The sequence below is a fragment of the Peribacillus sp. NPDC096448 genome (assembly GCF_044762675.1).
Taxonomy (GTDB): Bacteria; Bacillota; Bacilli; order Bacillales; family DSM-1321; genus Peribacillus; species Peribacillus frigoritolerans_B.
The window spans coordinates 20,821-40,286 of sequence record NZ_JBIWEU010000010.1 but is presented as its reverse complement, the minus strand read 5'-3'; the positions used below and the strand labels follow the sequence as shown (position 1 = coordinate 40,286).

General features: G+C 40.7%; 18 protein-coding genes and 2 pseudogenes. 17 read left to right on the top strand and 3 right to left on the bottom strand.

Translation table 11 applies throughout. The annotated features are described in order from the left end of the window. The first annotated feature begins 433 nt into the window (after nucleotides 1–433). The 8 genes and pseudogenes from ACIQ0C_RS17265 to ACIQ0C_RS17235 all read left to right on the top strand — a co-directional run bounded on the left by ACIQ0C_RS17265 (nucleotide 434) and on the right by ACIQ0C_RS17235 (nucleotide 10,102). Complete coding sequence (locus tag ACIQ0C_RS17265; protein WP_403062147.1) at nucleotides 434–1,786, top strand: allantoinase; 1,353 nt, start codon at nucleotides 434–436, stop codon at nucleotides 1,784–1,786. Between the two features lie 452 nt (nucleotides 1,787–2,238). Beyond that, nucleotides 2,239–3,003 (top strand): (S)-ureidoglycine aminohydrolase, encoded by a 765-nt coding sequence (gene allE, locus ACIQ0C_RS17260; RefSeq protein ID WP_402836790.1) that lies wholly within the window; start codon nucleotides 2,239–2,241, stop codon nucleotides 3,001–3,003. A gap of 128 nt (nucleotides 3,004–3,131) precedes the next feature. Continuing rightward, nucleotides 3,132–3,515 (top strand): cupin domain-containing protein, encoded by a 384-nt coding sequence (locus ACIQ0C_RS17255; protein ID WP_402836788.1) that lies wholly within the window; start codon nucleotides 3,132–3,134, stop codon nucleotides 3,513–3,515. Nucleotides 3,516–3,757: 242 nt separating this feature from the next. After that, nucleotides 3,758–5,062, top strand: a complete 1,305-nt coding sequence (locus tag ACIQ0C_RS17250; protein WP_403062144.1) for a uracil/xanthine transporter — start codon at nucleotides 3,758–3,760, stop codon at nucleotides 5,060–5,062. A gap of 265 nt (nucleotides 5,063–5,327) precedes the next feature. Further along, the gene (locus tag ACIQ0C_RS17245; RefSeq protein WP_403062141.1) at nucleotides 5,328–7,496 is read left to right on the top strand and encodes a malate synthase G; all 2,169 of its coding nucleotides are present in this window, start codon (nucleotides 5,328–5,330) and stop codon (nucleotides 7,494–7,496) included. Nucleotides 7,497–8,495: 999 nt separating this feature from the next. Then, nucleotides 8,496–8,624 (top strand): hypothetical protein, encoded by a 129-nt coding sequence (locus ACIQ0C_RS17240; protein WP_403062138.1) that lies wholly within the window; start codon nucleotides 8,496–8,498, stop codon nucleotides 8,622–8,624. Between the two features lie 16 nt (nucleotides 8,625–8,640). After that, nucleotides 8,641–8,825: pseudogene (locus ACIQ0C_RS27285) on the top strand (M20/M25/M40 family metallo-hydrolase); the annotation flags it as partial. Between the two features lie 14 nt (nucleotides 8,826–8,839). Then, a complete protein-coding gene (locus ACIQ0C_RS17235) occupies nucleotides 8,840–10,102 on the top strand; it encodes a pyridoxal-phosphate-dependent aminotransferase family protein (protein WP_403062135.1) in 1,263 nt (420 codons plus the stop codon). Nucleotides 10,103–10,403: 301 nt separating this feature from the next. Here ACIQ0C_RS17235 and ACIQ0C_RS17230 read toward each other — a convergent pair whose 3' ends face one another. The 3 genes and pseudogenes from ACIQ0C_RS17230 to ACIQ0C_RS17220 form a co-directional block, all read right to left on the bottom strand. Further along, entirely contained in the window at nucleotides 10,404–10,850 is a 447-nt protein-coding gene (locus ACIQ0C_RS17230; RefSeq protein WP_403062132.1) for a PaaI family thioesterase, read from the bottom strand. Between the two features lie 15 nt (nucleotides 10,851–10,865). After that, nucleotides 10,866–12,424, bottom strand: a pseudogene (locus ACIQ0C_RS17225) (solute symporter family protein). Next, nucleotides 12,421–12,774, bottom strand: a complete 354-nt coding sequence (locus tag ACIQ0C_RS17220) for a DUF485 domain-containing protein (protein WP_402836778.1) — start codon at nucleotides 12,772–12,774, stop codon at nucleotides 12,421–12,423. The pseudogene ACIQ0C_RS17225 and the gene ACIQ0C_RS17220 overlap by 4 nt, the downstream one beginning before the upstream one ends. A gap of 264 nt (nucleotides 12,775–13,038) precedes the next feature. On the opposite strand from ACIQ0C_RS17220, the gene ACIQ0C_RS17215 reads away from it, so the two are divergent. From ACIQ0C_RS17215 to ACIQ0C_RS17175, 9 genes are all read left to right on the top strand, one after another. Further along, entirely contained in the window at nucleotides 13,039–14,367 is a 1,329-nt protein-coding gene (locus tag ACIQ0C_RS17215) for a phenylacetate--CoA ligase family protein (protein ID WP_403062130.1), read from the top strand. Between the two features lie 179 nt (nucleotides 14,368–14,546). Continuing rightward, the gene (locus ACIQ0C_RS17210; RefSeq protein ID WP_403062127.1) at nucleotides 14,547–14,795 is read left to right on the top strand and encodes a ferredoxin; all 249 of its coding nucleotides are present in this window, start codon (nucleotides 14,547–14,549) and stop codon (nucleotides 14,793–14,795) included. 126 nt (nucleotides 14,796–14,921) lie between these two features. Continuing rightward, entirely contained in the window at nucleotides 14,922–15,878 is a 957-nt protein-coding gene (gene paaA, locus ACIQ0C_RS17205; protein ID WP_402901551.1) for a 1,2-phenylacetyl-CoA epoxidase subunit PaaA, read from the top strand. A gap of 18 nt (nucleotides 15,879–15,896) precedes the next feature. Beyond that, nucleotides 15,897–16,256, top strand: coding sequence for a 1,2-phenylacetyl-CoA epoxidase subunit PaaB (gene paaB / locus ACIQ0C_RS17200; protein ID WP_076367474.1), 360 nt, complete (start codon nucleotides 15,897–15,899; stop codon nucleotides 16,254–16,256). Next, on the top strand, nucleotides 16,246–17,046 hold the full coding sequence (gene paaC / locus ACIQ0C_RS17195) for a 1,2-phenylacetyl-CoA epoxidase subunit PaaC (RefSeq protein WP_402836770.1): 801 nt from the start codon (nucleotides 16,246–16,248) through the stop codon (nucleotides 17,044–17,046). The genes paaB and paaC overlap by 11 nt, the downstream gene beginning before the upstream one ends. A 24-nt stretch (nucleotides 17,047–17,070) precedes the next feature. Further along, nucleotides 17,071–17,568, top strand: a complete 498-nt coding sequence (gene paaD, locus ACIQ0C_RS17190; protein ID WP_402836769.1) for a 1,2-phenylacetyl-CoA epoxidase subunit PaaD — start codon at nucleotides 17,071–17,073, stop codon at nucleotides 17,566–17,568. An 18-nt stretch (nucleotides 17,569–17,586) separates the two neighbouring features. Then, nucleotides 17,587–17,892 (top strand): EthD family reductase, encoded by a 306-nt coding sequence (locus tag ACIQ0C_RS17185; RefSeq protein WP_402836767.1) that lies wholly within the window; start codon nucleotides 17,587–17,589, stop codon nucleotides 17,890–17,892. Next, a complete protein-coding gene (locus tag ACIQ0C_RS17180; protein ID WP_403062125.1) occupies nucleotides 17,889–18,665 on the top strand; it encodes an enoyl-CoA hydratase/isomerase family protein in 777 nt (258 codons plus the stop codon). The genes ACIQ0C_RS17185 and ACIQ0C_RS17180 overlap by 4 nt, the downstream gene beginning before the upstream one ends. Nucleotides 18,666–18,675: 10 nt before the next feature. Beyond that, nucleotides 18,676–19,449, top strand: a complete 774-nt coding sequence (locus ACIQ0C_RS17175) for an enoyl-CoA hydratase-related protein (protein WP_402836764.1) — start codon at nucleotides 18,676–18,678, stop codon at nucleotides 19,447–19,449. Nucleotides 19,450–19,466 lie beyond the last annotated feature (17 nt).

The following is a 19,466-nucleotide window of genomic DNA, read 5'->3' as shown; positions in this document are numbered from 1 at the left end:
GGATGTGGTTAAAGGGAATTAATTGATGGGAAAGTTAAATGGTGTGAATATTCAAAAATCACTTTAGCATGAATAAACGTTTTGAAGAAAAGTACTCATTATTGACCGTCTTGGTGAGAAAATGCCATACAAAACAAGATAACAGCCAAGGCTAAAGTTGCGCATCTCGATTCCTGTTTCCATAAAGGTGGATGTCTAAAAAAATGCGATTAAGTTGGGGAAATGGATTGTAAGGTTCATTACAGATTAGCTTGATAGAAGTTTTAGAGAGCTATTAATTCTCAAAACGATGTTCAGAATGTAATGGTTGTATCTTGTTCCGAATATTTTACGATTACAACAGCCCAAAGCAAAATGTTCGTTTCTTCATCATGGAACGGATTGGTATTAATAGTAATTATAAAATTTGATTTCTGAAGAAAGGAATGAACCTATGGCTACATATGATTTACTCATTAGAAATGGAAATCTTGTAATGTTTGATTCGATTGTTCAAGGAGATATTGCAATTAAGGAAGGGAAAATTAAAGAAGTGTCTATCGGAAAAAATATTGAAGCTATAGCAACAAGAGAAATTAATGCTGAGGGGCAGCACATCCTCCCAGGATTAATTGATACTCATGTTCATTTCAACGAGCCAGGCAGAACTGAGTGGGAAGGTGTTCAAACTGGTAGCAGAAGTTTAGCGGCAGGTGGGGTAACAACCTATTTTGATATGCCATTGAACAGTACACCGCCAACAATCAATAAAGAATATTTGGCATTAAAGAGAGCTTGCTCCGAAGAAAAGTCGGTAGTCAATTGCCGCTTTTGGGGTGGACTTATACCAGAAAATATTGAGAATATTAAGGAACTTGATGAAAATGGAGTAATTGGATTTAAAGCTTTTATGTCACCGAGCGGAATTGTCGATTTCAATCATGTCGATGATATTACGATTTTTAAAGGGATGAGAGAAATTGCCTCTGTAGGTTCACTTTTAGCCGTTCATGCTGAAAGTACAGTCATTTGTGAACAGCTTGCACAAGAAAAACAAAGACAAAATAAGACGACTGCAAAAGACTTCGTCGAATCAAGACCGATAATTTCCGAGATTGAAGCGGTAAGAAGAATAATTTCATATGCTGAAGCTACAGGTTGTAAACTGCATATTGTTCATGCGAGCAGCCGGAAAGTAGTGGATGTCATCAATCAGGCAAAGCAAAGAGGCCTAGATATTACGGTAGAAACATGCCCTCATTATTTATCTTTGACATTAAAAGACTTAGAGGAAAAAGGCGGATTGGCAAAATGCTGCCCTCCACTGCGTGATGATGAAGAAGTAGAACAATTATGGGAAGCTGTAGCAAACGGTGAAATTGACGTAATAGCATCCGACCATTCACCAGCACCTGCATCTATGAAAGAAGTAATAAATGAAGACTTTTTCAGTGCCTGGGGTGGGATTTCCGGTGCCCAATCTACGCTCAATATTATGTTGACAGAGGGGCATTTTAACCGTAATCTTCCTCTGGGGAAAATTGTTGAATTAACATCAACGAATCCAGCTAAGTTATTTGGCCTTTATCCCCATAAAGGGATAATAGCCGTTGATAGCGACGCTGATCTGGCGATAGTTGATCTGAACAGAAGCTTCGAGCTGAAAAAGGAAGATTTGTTCTACCGCCATCAACAGTCGCCTTATGTTGGCAGGACATTCAAAGGGCAAGTAACGACAACGATCGTCAATGGGGCAATTGTTTTTGAAAATGGAAGCATTACCACTGTGGAAAAAATTAAAATCTAGGATTGTTAAGCAATAAAGGACTGAGAAAATCTTAATTGATTTTATTAGCTTATTATGGATGAGTCGCTTTCAGTCATTTATTTTAGGCATACACAATCTTAAAAGCAAAAGAAGCCTGTAAGGAACTTGGACCTGAGTACCTAAAAGAGAAAAACATAGATGAAGAAATAAGAAGATAATATGCTTTATCTATAATAAACAAAAATATAAAACGTTTTTATCGATTAGGCATAAAGACTAATTAAATGAAAGCGGTTAATATTTATATAAGAGACTTAATTGTTTCTAACACAAGCTAATAATATATGAAAAGAAGCTTCAATTATAATTAATCTATAGCGGGGACAGGGCACACCATGATTCACATATTTTCAAATGGCGCCTGCTTATGAACGTTGATTGGTGTCATATGAATTAGCTCACAAAATACGATTAAAAGGAGAGTTTAAAAGATGGGTTATCCTAAAGATTTATTAGCAAGCAGATCAATAATTGAGCACGGTAAATATGCTTTAATTGCACCTGAAGGATTGGTTAATAATGTTGTTCCAGGATTTGAGAATTGTATCATTTCCATTTTGGGTTCTCCAAAGCTTGGAGCAAGCTTTGTCGATTACATTGTGACAATGCAAAAGGAAGGAAAGAACAGCGAGGGGTTTGGTGGACAAGAAGATGTAGAGACATTTGTCTATGTTATTGAAGGAAAAATAAAAGCTGCTGCAGGTGAACAAGAGTTTGTCCTCGATGAAAGCGGTTATTTATACTGTCCGCCAGGAACAAAGATGTATTTAGAAAACCAATTGGATGGAGATTCTAAACTATTCCTATATAAGCAAAAGTATCGTCCACTTGAAGGACGGAGGCCATGGGTTTATTCAAACCATGCGAACAAAATTGAATTTAGGATTTATGATGATATGCATAATGTCCATCTTAAGGATCTATTGCCTGCTGATATAGATTTTGATATGAATTTTCATATTCTTTCCTTTGATCCTGCTGCATCTCATCCATTCATCGAAACACATGTGCAAGAACATGGCGCCTACTTACTCTCGGGAGAAGGGATGTATAATCTGGATAATCAGTGGGTTCCTGTAAAGAAAGGAGATTACATTTTTATGGGTCCATATGTACATCAAGCAGCCTATGCGGTAGGCAGAGAAAATTTAACATATGTTTACTCTAAAGATTGTAATCGTGATGCATCCTTGTAAAAGGTCACATCAATTAGAAGGAATGCGTAAATGCCAACTTCAAGAGATTTAATGCGGGCAGAATTGTATTTTAGGGAGATCTGGTAAGTGTAATTCAAAACCATTAAATATGAAAGAGGTGCTGAGATATGGACCAGAATGTAATTTCGAACAAAAAGTCGATAATAGAGGAAAGAGTTTTTGAAATCGATAAAATAGCAAAATTCGATTCTAATGCACCACAAAAAAATTATTTCTATGAAACGGATAAAACTGTTGGGGCAGTTTGGTGTCTTGAACCTGAGCAGGAAGTATTTTTACATTCTCATTCGAATGTTGATGATATTTGGGTTTGCATTGAGGGGGAAGGAACATACTTTCCTGATCTAGAGAATGAGATTACGATCAGAAAAGGAATGGTAGTATTGGCCAAGCCTAATCAAATCCATGGAATGCGTAATACAGGAAACAGTCGATTCATGTTTGTAGGCTTTGCTGCAGGGGCATTGCCTATGGATATAACAAGATATTAGAAAAAGGCTAAGGTTATTAAATAATTACAAAATAAAAGTTTCTTCTTTCAAAAAACAAAAAAAGTGATTAAGGCGAAGCGATTGTAATGAAAACAGCGCTTCGCTTATATTTTTATTTATAAAAGAGATGATTTGTAATTTTTACGAAGAAACTATGGATTCCAAAGGAAATCAATACTTTTAAGAATTCTCGCAAACAGATTTTATAAAAAATCCAGAAATCGGAAATGGTGATGATTAAGATGACACAGCAAGGAGTTACTGTAACATTATTGTCCTCTTTACAGTGGCTTTTTTTTATTTTTGCCAATACGGTTGTCGTACCAATTTCTGTAGGGGCAGCATTCCAGCTTCCTGCAGAAACAATTGAAATGACGATAAGGTGCTCCTTTATCTTTACAGGAATAGCCTGTATTCTGCAGGCATGGATTGGGCATCGTTATCCATTATTGGATAGCCATTCGGGGCTAATGTGGGGTCTGATGATAAATATGGGCATCTCTGCATCTGCACTCGGATTGGATTTTGCAACCGTAGGAGGAGGAATTGCAACAGGCATTTTGCTAGCTGGAGCTGTAACCGTACTGCTTGCGGCATTTAACCTGATTTATATCATACAGAAAGTAATTAAGCCGATGGTGATAAGTGTTTATATATTCTTGCTAACCTTTCAGCTCATCTTTATTTTCTTCAAAGGTATGTTTAAAATAACCGAAAGTGGAACACTTGATCTCCCTGTCAGTTTGTTTTCAATCTTGATTGTCATATTCGTTGGCTTTTTAAGGATTAAAGGAGGGAAAATACTAAGCAATTTCTCAATCCTAATCGGAATTATCGTAGGATGGTCATTATATCGAATTATTTTCCCTTCAGATCTTCAGACGGCTAGCTCTTCAGGTATGGCATTCACTTTCTTTCCCCTTGGAACTCCAAACTTGAATATTGGTATTATTTTTGTCTCCTTTTTTGCGGTCCTTTTGAATTTAACGAATTCTTTCGCTTCCATTCAAGCTGTTGCAGATGTTTACAAGGAAAAGGTGGAACATAGTCAATACAGGAGATCTATTTTTGTAACAGGTATTTTTGCGTTTATCACTTCAATTTTTGGCTTGGTCCCTTTTACACCATTTACATCTACAATAGGGTTTTTACAAAGTACCAAATTATTTAAACGAGAGCCATTCATTATAAGCGGATTCTTGTTTACTCTCCTTGGAGTTATTCCGCCATTAGGGAGATTCTTAGGAACGATACCACTAACAATAGGTAACGCTGTTTTATTTGTCGCATACCTACAATTGTTTGGGACAGCATTAAACAGCCTAAAAGGAACGTTATTCAACTCTGAAACGATACTCCGTTTAGCTGGACCAGTCCTAGTTGGAGTTAGCATTATGAATATCCCTCCAGCATTATTCGGCAGTATTCCTGTCCTCTTGCAGCCTTTCATTACAAATGGTCTCATTATGGGTGTCATTCTATCGATCTTTTTGGAAAAACTTATTGATTGGAATAAGTTAACAAATAAATTGGAAGTCGGACAGTGACCGATTTATCTACCTGAAAATGGATAATGAGCAACAACAAAAGGTGATTATTAAAAAATGGACATGTGTTGAAGGCGATGTTTAACTTTCTAACGATAAACTTGAAATTGATTATAAGAAAACAAAACGATAAATTGAAAACTTGATTAATCGATAACAAATTAAGTATTGAACCCATTCAAATGTAGAAGAGATCACCTGGTTTAAGAAAATTCTTCTCGGCGTATGCCGGGTGTCAAACTAATTTTTAAAGGAGGAATACACCATGGGGGAATATGTAAAAGTTGGTAATCTTCAAGTGGCTCCGGTCCTTTTTGAATTTATCAATAAAGATGGGCTATCTGGAAGCCAACTGAATCAGGAACAATTTTGGGTTGATTTTGAAAAATTGGTGCATGACATGTCTCCAAAAAATAAAAAATTGTTAGCTCGTCGTGATGAAATTCAAACCAAAATCAATACATGGCATAGAGAAAATAAAGAGATTGACTTTGCTAAATATAAATCATTTTTACAAGAAATTGGCTATCTCGAACCTGAAGTAGAAGACTTTCATATTACGACAGAAGGGGTAGATGATGAAATAGCCTTCCAAGCTGGGCCGCAGCTAGTTGTTCCGGTTGATAATGCTCGTTATGCTATTAACGCTTCAAATGCAAGGTGGGGAAGCCTTTATAATGCCCTTTATGGAACAGATGTTATTAGCGAAAAAGGAGGAGCCTACCGAGAAGGGAGCTACAATGAAGTACGCGGTGGAGAAGTCATTTCATTTGCAAAGGATTTTCTTGATCAAGTAACTCCTTTAAAGGATCATTCACATAAAGATGCTGTGAAATATGCAGTAGTAGATGGGAAATTAGCTGTTACACTCAAAGATGGAGAAATTACGAGTTTAGAAGAGGAATCAAAGCTAGTTGGCATTCAAGGTGAATATGAAAAGCCATCGGCTATATTATTAAAAAATAATGGGTTGCATTTTGAAATTCAGATTGATCGAAGCCACCTGATCGGTAAAGTAGATAAAGCAGGCGTTAAGGACATTCTAATGGAATCTACTCTTACGACCATAATGGATTGTGAGGATTCTGTTGCCGCAGTGGATGCCGATGATAAAGTCCTGGTATATCGAAATTGGTTAGGGCTTATGAGGGGTGATCTGACTGTAACTTTCAAAAAGGATAATAAAAAGATGACACGTACAATGAACCCGGATCGTTTATACAGAGCACCAGATGGAGAAGAATTCTCTTTGCCTGGTCGTTCACTTATGTTTGTCCGTAACGTGGGACACTTAATGACTACAAACGCTGTCCTAGATGCAAATGGTGAGGAAATTCCTGAAGGGATTATGGATACAGTCATGACTAGTTTACTTGCCAAACATTCCCTGTTGGGGAATGGTAAATATCAAAATTCATCTAAAGGATCAGTCTATATCGTTAAGCCAAAAATGCATGGATCCAAAGAGGTGGCTTTTGCCAATGAACTCTTTGATCGTGTGGAAGACATGCTTGGTCTACAGCGAAATACACTGAAAATTGGTGTTATGGACGAAGAACGCCGAACTTCATTAAACTTGAAAGCTTGTATCCGCCAAGTTAAAGAAAGAGTGGCATTTATTAATACCGGATTCTTAGATCGAACGGGAGACGAAATTCATACTTCTATGGAAGCGGGACCTATGATTCTCAAAAATAACATGAAAAGATCAAAATGGCTACAAGGTTATGAAAAATCGAATGTCAATGTAGGTCTAGCAACCGGTTTTCAAGGTCGAGCTCAAATTGGTAAAGGAATGTGGGCAATACCTGATATGATGGCGGAAATGCTAACGCAAAAGATTGGCCATCTGAAAGCAGGAGCGAATACAGCATGGGTGCCTTCACCAACTGCAGCGACATTGCATGCTCTTCATTATCATCAAGTGGATGTAAAAAAGGTACAAGAAGAGTTGAAAAAGAATCCAGAAAATTTACTTGATGATATTTTAGAAATCCCAGTGGCTCAAAAGCCCGAATGGAGTCCGGAAGAAATTCAGCAAGAGCTAGATAACAATGCTCAAGGTATCCTCGGTTATGTTGTACGTTGGGTAGAACAAGGAATTGGTTGTTCTAAAGTACCCGATATCAACAATGTAGGTTTGATGGAAGATCGTGCCACACTAAGAATTTCGAGTCAGCATATCGCTAACTGGCTTCACCACGGAATTTGTACAAAAGGACAGGTTTTGGAGACTTTACACCGAATGGCTAAAGTAGTGGATGAACAAAACACTGGAGATTCAGCATATCAATGTATCGCGGAAAACTACGACAGCTCAGTGGCGTTTCAAGCGGCATGCGACCTAGTGTTTCAAGGCTATAACCAACCAAGTGGGTATACTGAGCCTATCCTGCATCGACGACGCATTGAAGCGAAGAAAAACAAGTTGTAACAATAAGTGATTTCTGGGGCGTTCAGACCAACCGGGATGCAGTGTTATTACATTCATAAAGCTTTGCGTAGGAAAAAATAATTGTCTCATTCTATTTATTTAGTTAGGGTTTTAGGTTAAAGTGTTGGGGTATCCCGCAATAAAGTTACGATAAAGCCTGAACTAAAATCAAGATGTTGAATCATTAATCATAATAAAATGTTTTTAAAGTCAACATAAGAAATTTGGGTCAAAATAAGTGATTATTCGATAAAATGGGGAACAAGTGATCAAGATTACTTGTTCCCCATTTTGGTCTGATTTTTTATAAAAAGAAAGAAGCTAAGTATACATATGTGAATTAGATGTAACAAGATTAATTCACCTTTTTAGGTTCGCAGACCATCAGAATTTAATTTGGATCGCATAAGTAGAACTAGTATCTTAATTTATCAAAAAATAGCCGTGAAATATGATAAGGTGCTAACTTAACAATAAGTACCACTTCTTTTGATCATAGAAATCTGTATATTATACACATTATTGTTTTGCTTTCAGTTGGTTATTTTGCACAAAAAAACACTGAAATACTAACAGAATTGTCAATGAAGTTAAATGCGAAAGCAAGTAAAATAATAGATGACAAAAATTTTGTGAATATTCTTACCGTGAATGGGTATTGTGGAGGGAAGCGATGTGATGGTCAATCAAAACGAAAAATTCATTGATGAAAAGGATGATGTTGCGTTCGATGATAGACTGCTTTCGGGTCAACAGAGAGTTATGGGGTGACCCGGTTATTATATTTCAAGGAATGGATGAGCGCTCAGCAGGCAATGAAAGCTGAGATAGAAAAAGAAAACCTTATACATATTTTTAAAGTGTAGGCAACTTGTTTGGCAGGCATAAGGGAATGGATCCCTCCGGTGGAATCATTCATATAGACACGGTCAAGGATGGGGGGAATATGACGTCGCATATGGGGTCGTCAGCCATATTGTCGGGCAGTGACGTTACAGGGTGAAATTCATTGGTGAGAGTTATCATGCAGGCACCACTCCCGTGTCATACGAGAAGGATGCTGTCGGTTCTGCTTCGGAATTCATTTCTTTTTTAAAGAAAAAAGCGAAAGGCATGGACCGGGTTTAGTTGCGACAGTTGGCCATACCAAGATATGGTCAGCGGAGCCGGCCATGATGCACAGGTATTTTGTTCGTTTTGTCCGACTTGCTTGCTGTTCGTTCCAAGTAAGGGGGGATCAGCCATTCACCTAAGAAGTTTACGAGTGTTGCGGATATGAAAAAGGGAATCGAAGTTTTAAGTGAAATACCTTATAAATTAGCCTATTGAAGGAGTTGGTTAAAATGGCATATTCAGAATTGAATGCACCGATGAGAACGATCATGACACCAGGGCCTGTCGAAGTTGACCCGCGTGTTTTAAGGGCGATGAGCACACCGATATTAGGGCAATTCGATCCTGCATTCACCACTATCATGAATGAAGTGATGGAAATGCTGCGATTGGTTTTTCAAACGAAAAATAAATGGGCGTTCCCGATTGATGGCACCTCAAGATCCGGTAATGAAGCGATTCTATGCAGCATCATTGAGCCGGGGGATAAGGTCCTGGTTCCTATATTCGGAAGGTTCGGTCATTTATTGGTGGAAATTTGTGAGCGATACGGAGCTGAAGTCCATACGATGGAATGTCCTTGGGGAGAGGTGTTCGAACCGCAAGCAGTCATTGCGGAAATCAAGAAAGTCTCCCCTAAAATAACAGCAATCGTCCATAGGGAAACCTCCACTGGTTGTATGCAGCCTTTGAAGGAAATCGGATGGGCCTGCCGTGAATTGGGTGTCCTGCTTGTGGTGGATGCGGTTGCCTCCATCGGGGGCACCGATGTTAAGGTGGATGAATGGTGCATTGATGGATTGATAGGAGGGACACAAAAATGCTTGTCCGTTCCTTCCGGTATGGCACCGATTACGTATAATGAGCGAATAGAAGAAATCATCCAGTCCCGTAAAAAGGTGGAACGTGGTATTGCGACGGATGAAGACAATCAAAAGGTTTCGCTCAGCCGTCAGATCACCAGTAATTATTTCGATTTAAGCATGCTGCAGGATTATTGGGGACCGCGCCGTTTGAATCACCATACAGAAGCTACTTCCATGATTTATGCGTTACGTGAAGGATTGCGCCTTGTGCTCGAAGAAGGTTTGGAAACACGCTTTGCCCGTCATGAACTCCATGAAGCTGCTCTCGTTGAAGGGATCAAGGCAATGGGACTTACGTTATTCGGGGATGGGAAAAACAAACTTCCGTGTGTAACTTGCATCGAAATTCCAAAAGGAATCGATGGAGAAGCTGTAAGAGCCATGCTGTTGAATGAATTTGGTATCGAAATCGCTTCCTCGTTTGGTCCGCTTCACGGGAAAATCTGGAGGATTGGGACCATGGGATTCAGTTGCAGGAAAGAAAACATCCTGTTTGTATTGGCCTCCTTGGAAGCTGTCCTTTTGCGCCTGGGGTTCCAAGTTAATCGGGGAGAGGCTTTGCAGGCTGCGCTGGATGTATATGCAGGAAAGAAGGAGAAAATGGTAGCATCAGGAGGATCTCTTTGATTAATTGATGTCCATGTGCATTTCAGCGAACCTAACCGCGCTCATTGGGAAGGCATAGAGGAAAATCGTTTATCAGACTGATGGGATAAGTGAAAGTGAGCGTGGGGAGTGGTTAAAGTGATAGATTCCCGTATTGCGGTCAATAACTAAGAAGAAGGCCTATCCGGTTTGGAGCAATTGAATTCATTTTAAGGAGGGGGATTCCGGACCGGAAATCCCCCCCTTTAACTGCTCTGAGTAGGTATCATGGGCCAAAAAAGAAACCGGACAAGTGGATTGCTTGTCCGGTTTCAAACGTTACTTATTCACCTTGGTCGACAAAATATTGATTTTTCCTGAATACCATCGCTTCCATGGTTGCAATCAGTTCCCTTTCATTTAACACCTCTATTTTATACCATGCCAGTTTATGGTTTTTCTTGATCTCTTCCGCTCTGGCAGTTAAAGTCTCACCGCGTTTGCCAGCTGATAAGAAGTTGATGTTGTTTGAAACCCCGACCGCTATTTTGCCATATGAATTGCTGGCTGCTGCGAACACGTAATCAGCAAGTGAAAAGATAATGGCACCATGAACCGTTCCGTGGCTATTTAGCATGTGGTCACTTGGAATCAATTCTGCTTCCGCTGTGCCGGGACCGAGTTTCGTCAATCTCATCCCGAGAAAAGAGGCATATGGTTCGTCGACCAGTACTTGTTTGATTTGATCATAATGCAATTCGTGAATATCCTGATCTAAATGTGTGGTCATGGAAATCCCCCTTCTTTAATGGTCTTTTGCGGAACTTATCCCGTATCCGGTGTTAGATTTGAACAGTACTTCAGGAAAACTATTTTCCTCATCTTTTGCCTTTGACAAGATTGTACCTAAATAAGCTCCAATAAAGCCGAGCGGTACGGTGAAAATGGTAGGGTTGCTCATCGTGAAGAGGGGATCGCCTGTGAAAATACCCATTCCAGGTTCCGGATTCCATACATTGGGGCTGAGCATCACCAGTATGATGGAGCTAAGTAATCCGAATGACATTCCTGTGATTGCTCCAGTTGCGTTGAAGCGTTTCCAATATATTGTGCAAAGGATGATCGGTAAATTGGCACTGGCAGCAATTCCAAGCGCGAGGACTGAAAGAAAAGCGACATTCATTGATTGTGCAAATAAAGCAAGTAGAATCGAAATGACCGCTACGCCAACAGAAGCCAATCGGGCAACGAGCACTTGCTGTTTTTCCGTAATATTTCCATCCTTGATGATTTCACCGTATATATCATGTGCAAAAGCGGATGCCGACGTTAAAACAAGACCGGATACAACCGCTAAAATCGTGGCAAATGCCACAGCAGAAACGAAGGCGAATAAAAATTCACCGCCCATGGTTAATGCAAGAAGGGGTGCGGCCATGTTTCCAGCCGGGTTTGCTTCGACGATCCGCTCAAACCCGACGAAAGATGCAGCTCCGAAACCGAGGAAAATCGTCATGATGAAAAATATCCCTATAAACCATGTGGAATAAACGACGGATTTCCTTGCAGTAGCTGCATCCTTTACTGTAAAGAAGCGGACGAGTAAATGCGGGAGGCCTGCTGCCCTGAGGACAAGCGACATATTAAATGAAATCATGTCAAGTCCATCGGTGTATTTATTTCCAGGATTCAAAAAACCCCTTCCGAGCGGTGTTGCAGTTTGGACATGATGGAACATCTCTGAGATGTTGAAATTAAAACGCGAAAACACGAAAACACGATGAACGTCAACACGGCGGAACCTCCTAGTAAGAGAACAGCTTTGGTGATCTGCACCCAGCTTGTCGCTCTCATCCCGCCGAAAATCACATAAATCGTCATCAGTACACCGACAAGAAGAACGGATAGCCAATAATCGATGCCGAGCAGCAGTTTAATTAATCCTCCTGCACCGACAAGTTGGGCAATCATGTAAAAGATTGAAATGACAAGTGTGTTAGCCGCAGCTATCCCTCGGACTTTTTTTGATTTGAAGCGTGCTGAAATCATGTCTGCCAGCGTAAACTTACCTAGATTGCGAAGTGGTTCCGACACAAGATACAATAAGACAAGAAAGGCAACAAGGTTCCCGATGCTCATGTAAAAGCCATCAAAACCAATCAGTGCGATTGCACCCGTAATTCCCAGGAAAGAAGCGGCTGACATAAAGTCACCTGCTACGGCCAATCCATTCTGCCATGCTGTCAATCCACCGCCGGCAGTATAAAAATCACTGGCATTTTTCGTTTTCTTGGAAGAATAATAGGTTATTGTAAGCGTTAATAAAATGATGCCCAAAAAAAGCGTGAGGGATAAAATGCTCATTCGCCAAGCTCCTTCTCATATTTATTCAAGATATTTTTAGCCATCTTATCGTACTTCGCTGCTTTTTTAATATAGACAATTCCCCCTAACCAAACGACGGCGAATTGGAGAAGCGCATATACCCAAGCCCAAGTAATATTGAAAAAAGCTTCACCTTTCAACACTTGGCTATAAGCAGCTAAAATAGGAAGAACAAAATAAAAAGCAAGAAAGAAGAGAGTGACAGGTACGATGAAAGCCTTTTTCTTTTGAAGCAAATGCTTGAATTCTTCCGTTTCAATTAATTTACGATACTTATTTCCGCTGTCATGTCCTGATGATGAATGCCTGCTTTTAGCTGTTGATTCCATAGTATGCCCCTTGTTGATGTGGTACGTTTTTAAAACGAATGTTTGATAAAGTGATATATCATTTTTAAAATTAACATAGTCTGAAAATTTAGTAAATTAATATTTTGTTTGTACGGTCATTTGTGCTTAATTATAAAAACATGATTGACAACGTAAAAATGACGTATTAATCTTAAAATGAATCATAACAATAATCTAATATCCGTTTTATTACCGTTATGTATGTCGGTGGGACAATAGTAAAATTGAGGGGGACTGAAAAAAATGTACAATCCGGAAGTTGAAACGGCTTCGCGTGCTGAAATGGAGAGTTTACAAATGGCACGCCTAAAAAAAACGATAAGCCATGTATATGAAAATGTACCTTATTACAGAGAGAAATTTAGAGAGATGGGCTTGGAACCAGAAGATATTCAAACTCTAAACGATGTGATAAAGCTTCCCTTTACAAAAAAACAGACTCTTCGCGATCAGTATCCATTCGGTTTATTCGCCGTTCCGATGGAGGACGTTACACGCATTCATGGTTCTTCCGGAACAAGCGGAAAGCCTACAATTGTCGGGTACACGAAAAATGATTTGGAAAACTGGGCAACAATTGTCGCACGTGGAATTGTAGCTGCAGGAGGTCGCAAGTCGGACATTTTCCATAACGCATATGGATATGGTCTATTTACAGGGGGCCTAGGTCTGCATTGCGGTGCAGAAAAGCTGGGAGTTGCGACAGTACCCATTTCAGGGGGGAATACCGAGCGGCAGATTACGATCATTAATGATTTTAAACCGCGCGGCATTTGTGGAACGCCTACCTATATTTTGAATATCGCTGAAAAGATGGAAGAGATGGGAATTGATCCTGCTGATAACGGGCTTGAGTATGGGATTTTCGGAGCTGAGCCATGGTCAGAGGCAATGAGGGCAACACTTGAGAGAAAACTGAAATTGAAAGCCATCGATATTTACGGCTTAAGTGAAATCATGGGGCCGGGAGTTGCAATAGAATGCCATGAAGCACAGGATGGACTGCATATCGCAGAAGACCATTTTCTTGTTGAGGTCATTAACCCGGACACGCTGGAACCAGTTGAGGACGGCGTAGATGGGGAACTTGTCTTTACCAGCCTTACAAAGGAAGCGCTCCCAATCATTCGTTACCGTACAGGTGATATCGCCTCAATTACCCATGAACCGTGTAAATGCGGTCGTACCACAACTAGAATGTCCCGTGTTAAAGGCAGAACGGATGATATGATCATAGTCAGGGGAGTGAATGTATTTCCATCGGAAATAGAGCGTGTGTTATTCCAAATGGAGGGAATTGTCCCTCATTATCAGATTCATCTCGTGAAGAAGGGGAAAATGGACGGTGTTGAACTGCACATTGAAATTGAAAGCGGTTTCTACAAGGAGATTGAAGAAGACTTAACGCATGGGAATGTAGAGATATTAAGGAAAACGATTCAGCATCATTTGAAATCCGCATGTCTTGTCACGATGGATATAGTTGTCAACATCCCAAAAAGCATTCCTCGTTCAGAAGGAAAAGCCATTCGTGTCGTTGATAAGCGGAAGGATGAAGTCATTCGTTTATAAATTCCGTGACCATGAACAAAGCTTTTTTTGCTTATGTCCCGATTGAAATAAGCGGAGTTGAAGAAATCGAACAAGAAAACGCGATACATAAAGAGGATGCGGTCGCTGTTAACTATGGTTTTTTCTCTTAAAGGAAGAGAAGATGGATCCAATCATGCAATAGAGAAGGAGGAGGCATCATGGCTAAATATACAGTTGTGGATCAAGAAACTTGCATTGCTTGCGGTGCTTGCGGTGCATGCGGTGCCGCTGCGCCGGAAATATTTGATTACAATGATGAGGGAGTGGCATTCGTCATCCTGGATGAAAATGAAGGAACGGCAGAGGTCGCGGAAGGTTTATTTGATGATCTGGATGATGCAGTGGAAGGTTGTCCGACAGATTCAATTAAAGTGGAAACTTCGCCCATTAAAGTTTTAGTGGATTAAAAGATTCGTGAAATTCCCTGATAATTTCCTTTTATTTTGAAAAAGACAGAATAGTCTTGCATTAAATATAACAATAAAATATAATAACGTTATATAAACGTTACATTATAAAAAGAGGTGATTTGAATGAACGTTCTTTTAAATGATATGGCAGGAGAAGAAAAGCTAAATCAATTCATTGCCAGAATCGAAGCAGGAGAAAAGATAGAAGCGGATGATTGGATGCCGGAAGAATACCGGGGAACGTTAATCAAGTTAATATCGATGCATGGAATCAGTGAAATCATGGGGGCACTTCCAGAAAAGGAATGGGTACCTAAAGCCCCGACCTTAAACAGAAAACTTGGAATCATGGCAAAGGTGCAGGATGAAATGGGACATGGACAATTATTGCTTCGAGTCGCCGAGGATTTGCTAAAGCCATACAGTAAAAAACGGGATGACCTAATGCAAGATTTATTTAAAGGAGATTTAAAGTTTCATAATGTTTTCCATATGGAAGCCAAATCCTGGGGCGATGCTGGATTGATTGGCTGGTTGGTTGATGGTGCAGCGATCATTTCCCAGACGAATATGCTTGGAGCCTCATACGGACCTTATGCCCGGGCATTACAGAGGATTTGCGCGGAGGAAGTTTTTCACGCCCAGCATGGTGAAGCGATAATCATGGCTTTGGCTGAAGGGACGGAAGAACAAAGGAAATTGGTTCAAGACTCCATCAATTATTGGTGGGAATCTTTATTACTCTTTTTTGGACCTCCCAGCAAGAATGAAGTGGGCACATCCAAACAGGATATAACGATTAAGTACAGAATTAGAACCAGTACGAACGAAGAGCTTCGACAAGCCTTTTTTTCTAAATATGTGAAGCGGATCCTTTCACTCGGATTTAGCATTCCAGATGAAACGCTTAGGTTTGATAAAGCATCTGAAACCTGGATTTATCAACAACCCGATTGGGGGAAATTGAAGGTATTCGCAAGGAATGAAGGTCCCCGTTCGCAGGATCGCTTAAGTCTTCGGAGAATTTCTTATGAAAATAATAAATGGGTACGTGAGGCATTGGCGCCAAAGGTCATCTAAGGGAGGGGGAAGGACGATATGGAAACTAGGCAAGGAAATTACTTTGAAGAATTTGAAGTATTCAGCCGTAAAACGCAATCATCACCCGTTCAATACCACTTCAGCCTGCTGGCCCCAAATGAGGATATTGCCATCATGATGGCACAAGAAAACTTCATGAGACGTGAAGCGGTTGATGATATTTGGGTCGTTAAAAGACAGAATATACGGAAAATGACGGTCGAGGAAAAGAAAACGCTTCAGCGTATTGATAATAAAGATTACAGGACCACAAAAGGGTACGGGTATTTAAAGAAAAAATGGCGGAAGTATGAGCAGGGAATGCTCGATGAAAAAGAGATAATGTCTTGGGCTGGAGGTGTGAAAAATGAAGAATGAATCATTGAAGAACATCGCAATCAAGGAATTACTGCTACAACTAGCGGACGATGACTTCATCCATTCATACCGTGGTGCAGAATGGCTTGGACTCGCACCGCATATCGAAGAAGATGTTGCATCCGCTTCGATCTCTCAAGACACGATGGGGCATGCAGCCATTTATTATAAGTTACTTGAAGAACTCGGTGAAGGGGATGCTGATAAGCTGGCTCACGACCGTCCCGCCAAGGAACGGCGCAATGCGATCATTCTCGAATTGGTCAATGGCCCTGGTAACTATATGAAAGACCCGGATTATGATTGGGCGTTTGCGGTAGTGCGGAATTATTTTTATACCCAAGCCAAAGCGATTAAGGTTCAATCCCTTCATTCATGTTCATATGAACCGCTTGCTGAAGTGGCCCAAAAGGTACAAATGGAACTTTACTATCATTTGATGCACTGGAAAACATGGTTCGTCCAATTGTTGGGATCTGGCCACTTGGAAGCGGTTTCGAGAATGAAAGCGGCTATTGGGAAAACAATGCCGGATTTTGCTGGAATATTTTCACTGGGGCAATATGGGGAGGAAATGATTGAGCTCGGCTTGATAGAGAGCGAAGCTGACTTACAGAAAAAATGGATCGAGGCTATCACCCCAATTTTTGAAAGTGTAGGCTTGGCAACAACTATTGAAATAGGAATGGCAAGAGGTGATGGCCGTAATGGCCAGCATACGGAAGATTTGGAAAAGGCGCTAAAAACGTTAAGTGAAGTGTACGCAACAGATAAAGTAGCTTCATGGTGAATCAATAGAAAGGGGAGGGGTACCATGGCGACCGTACAGTTAAACACAGAAGAAATATATAAGCTCCTGGAAGACGTTAAAGATCCCGAAATCGATACAGTAAGTATTCTGGATTTAGGGATGGTTGAAGACGTGACGGTTTCGGGCCAGGACGTCTCGGTAAAAATGCTGCCAACTTTTCTAGGGTGCCCGGCATTGTCGATCATTCAAAAAAATGTGGAATCAGCCCTTCGACAGCTTCCTGCCGTAAAAAATGTAAGTGTGGAATTTTTACGTTCCCCTTCCTGGACATCCGATCGAATTACGGAAAAGGGGAAAGCTGGATTGAAGGTTTTTGGAATCTCCCCTCCTCCTCGACAAATGAAAAGTGATGGATCATGGCATGTGGATTGCCCATATTGTGAATCGACATATGTCACGATGGAAAATATCTTCGGTCCTACTGCCTGCCGCAGCATTTTATATTGTAAAGCATGCAAAAATCCGTTCGAAGCGATGAAACCGATGATAAAAATAATCTAATAAAATGGAGGTTATAAAATGGTAAAGTTAATCGCCCTATACAAACAACCTGAAAACAAGGAAGAGTTCGATGAGCACTATTTCAATGTACATGGTCCGATAACGGAAAAAATTCCAGGTCTTCAAAAAATGGAGGTCACTAAAATTGTAGGGACCCCAATGGGTAAAGACTCCGAGTATTACATTCTTTGTGAAATGTATTATGAAGACCACGAAGCATTGCAGCAAGGAATGCGTTCGCCGGAAGGAAAAGCATCAGGGAAGGACCTAATGGGCTTTGCCGGGAAACTTGTAACGATGATGATCGGCGAAGAAATGAAATGAATGCGCTTCAATTCATTGAAACGTCAATCGCGGAAGGCATTGGCTATATCTTCTTAAATCGGCCGAAGCAACTGAATGCGCTTAACAGGAAAATGGTTAGGGAAATAGTTTCAACCATGGAAGAGTTCGACCGGGACCCACAAGTGAAGGTGATCTTGCTATCGGGCAATGGAAAAGCATTTTCCGCTGGAGCTGATATTGACGAGATGGTGAACGATGACCCAATCAGTATGGAGTTGACGAACCAATTTGCCGATTGGGACCGAATAAGCCTAGTCAAGAAGCCTGTGATTGGTGCTGTTAAAAGTTTTGTATTCGGTGGTGGTTTTGAACTTGCTTTATCCTGTGATTTCCTGATTGCCGCCAGTGATACCCAGTTTTCTTTTCCCGAAGTGACACTAGGGGTCATGCCTGGGGCAGGAGGAACCCAAAGGTTGACGAAATTGGTAGGCAAGACGAAGGCACTTGAATGGATATTGACGGCTGAAAGGATAAAGGCAAAGACAGCCCTGCAATATGGTTTCATCAATAAGATCGTGGCACCTGAATTGTTGATGGAAGAATCGATTGATTTTGCTAGAAAGATAGCAATGCAACCCCCGTTGGCAGTGAGGCTGATCAAAGAATCCATCAATAAGGCCGTTGATTATTCCTTAAATGAGGGCATGCAATTTGAACGGAAGAACTTCTATATCCTTTTCGCATCTGAGGACCAAAAAGAAGGAATGAATGCATTTGTTGAAAAAAGGGAGCCGAAATTTACAGGCCGATAAGGGGTGCTCTATGTACGAAACGATCAAATATAGGGTTGAAAATGGAGTGGCTTGGCTTACTTTGAACCGCCCTGATAAACTTAATGCCTTTACGTCTCAAATGAATAAGGAAATACGGAAAGCGATCAAAATATCTGCGGGGTCAGATGAAGTGCGGGCCATAATCATTACAGGGGAAGGCAGGGCCTTTTGTTCGGGGCAGGATTTATCGGATGTTGACGAGGACATGAATTTAGGCCAGATGCTGCTTGATGACTACGGTCCGATGATGGAGCAATTAGCAAACTGTGAAAAACCGATCATTGCAGCAGTCAATGGAGTGGCTGCAGGAGCTGGTTTCAGCCTGGCGCTGGCATGCGATTTTCGGCTTGTTTCTGAAAAAGCCAGTTTTTTAAATGCCTTTGTCAATATCGGATTGATTCCTGATTCGGGGAATCTGTATTACCTTTCGCGAATCGTTGGTCATGCGAAGGCCTTGGAATTATCTATATTGGGGGAAAAGGTTCCGGCTAGCGAGGCGAAAAATATCGGCCTCGCTACAAAAGTGATCGGTGTGGATGAATGGAACGAGCAATTGAAAGCCTTTGCAGAGAATATCGCAAACAAACCAACGAAGGCAATCGGATTAATCAAAAGATACTTAGAGGCGTCCTATCATCTTTCATTGGAAGAATACTTAAAAGAAGAAGCGGAGGGTCAGCGCATTGCTGGCTTAACGAAGGATTATGCAGAAGGTGTGGCAGCATTCACTGAAAAAAGGAAAGCTCAATTCATAGGCAAATAATATAGAAAAGGGAGTGG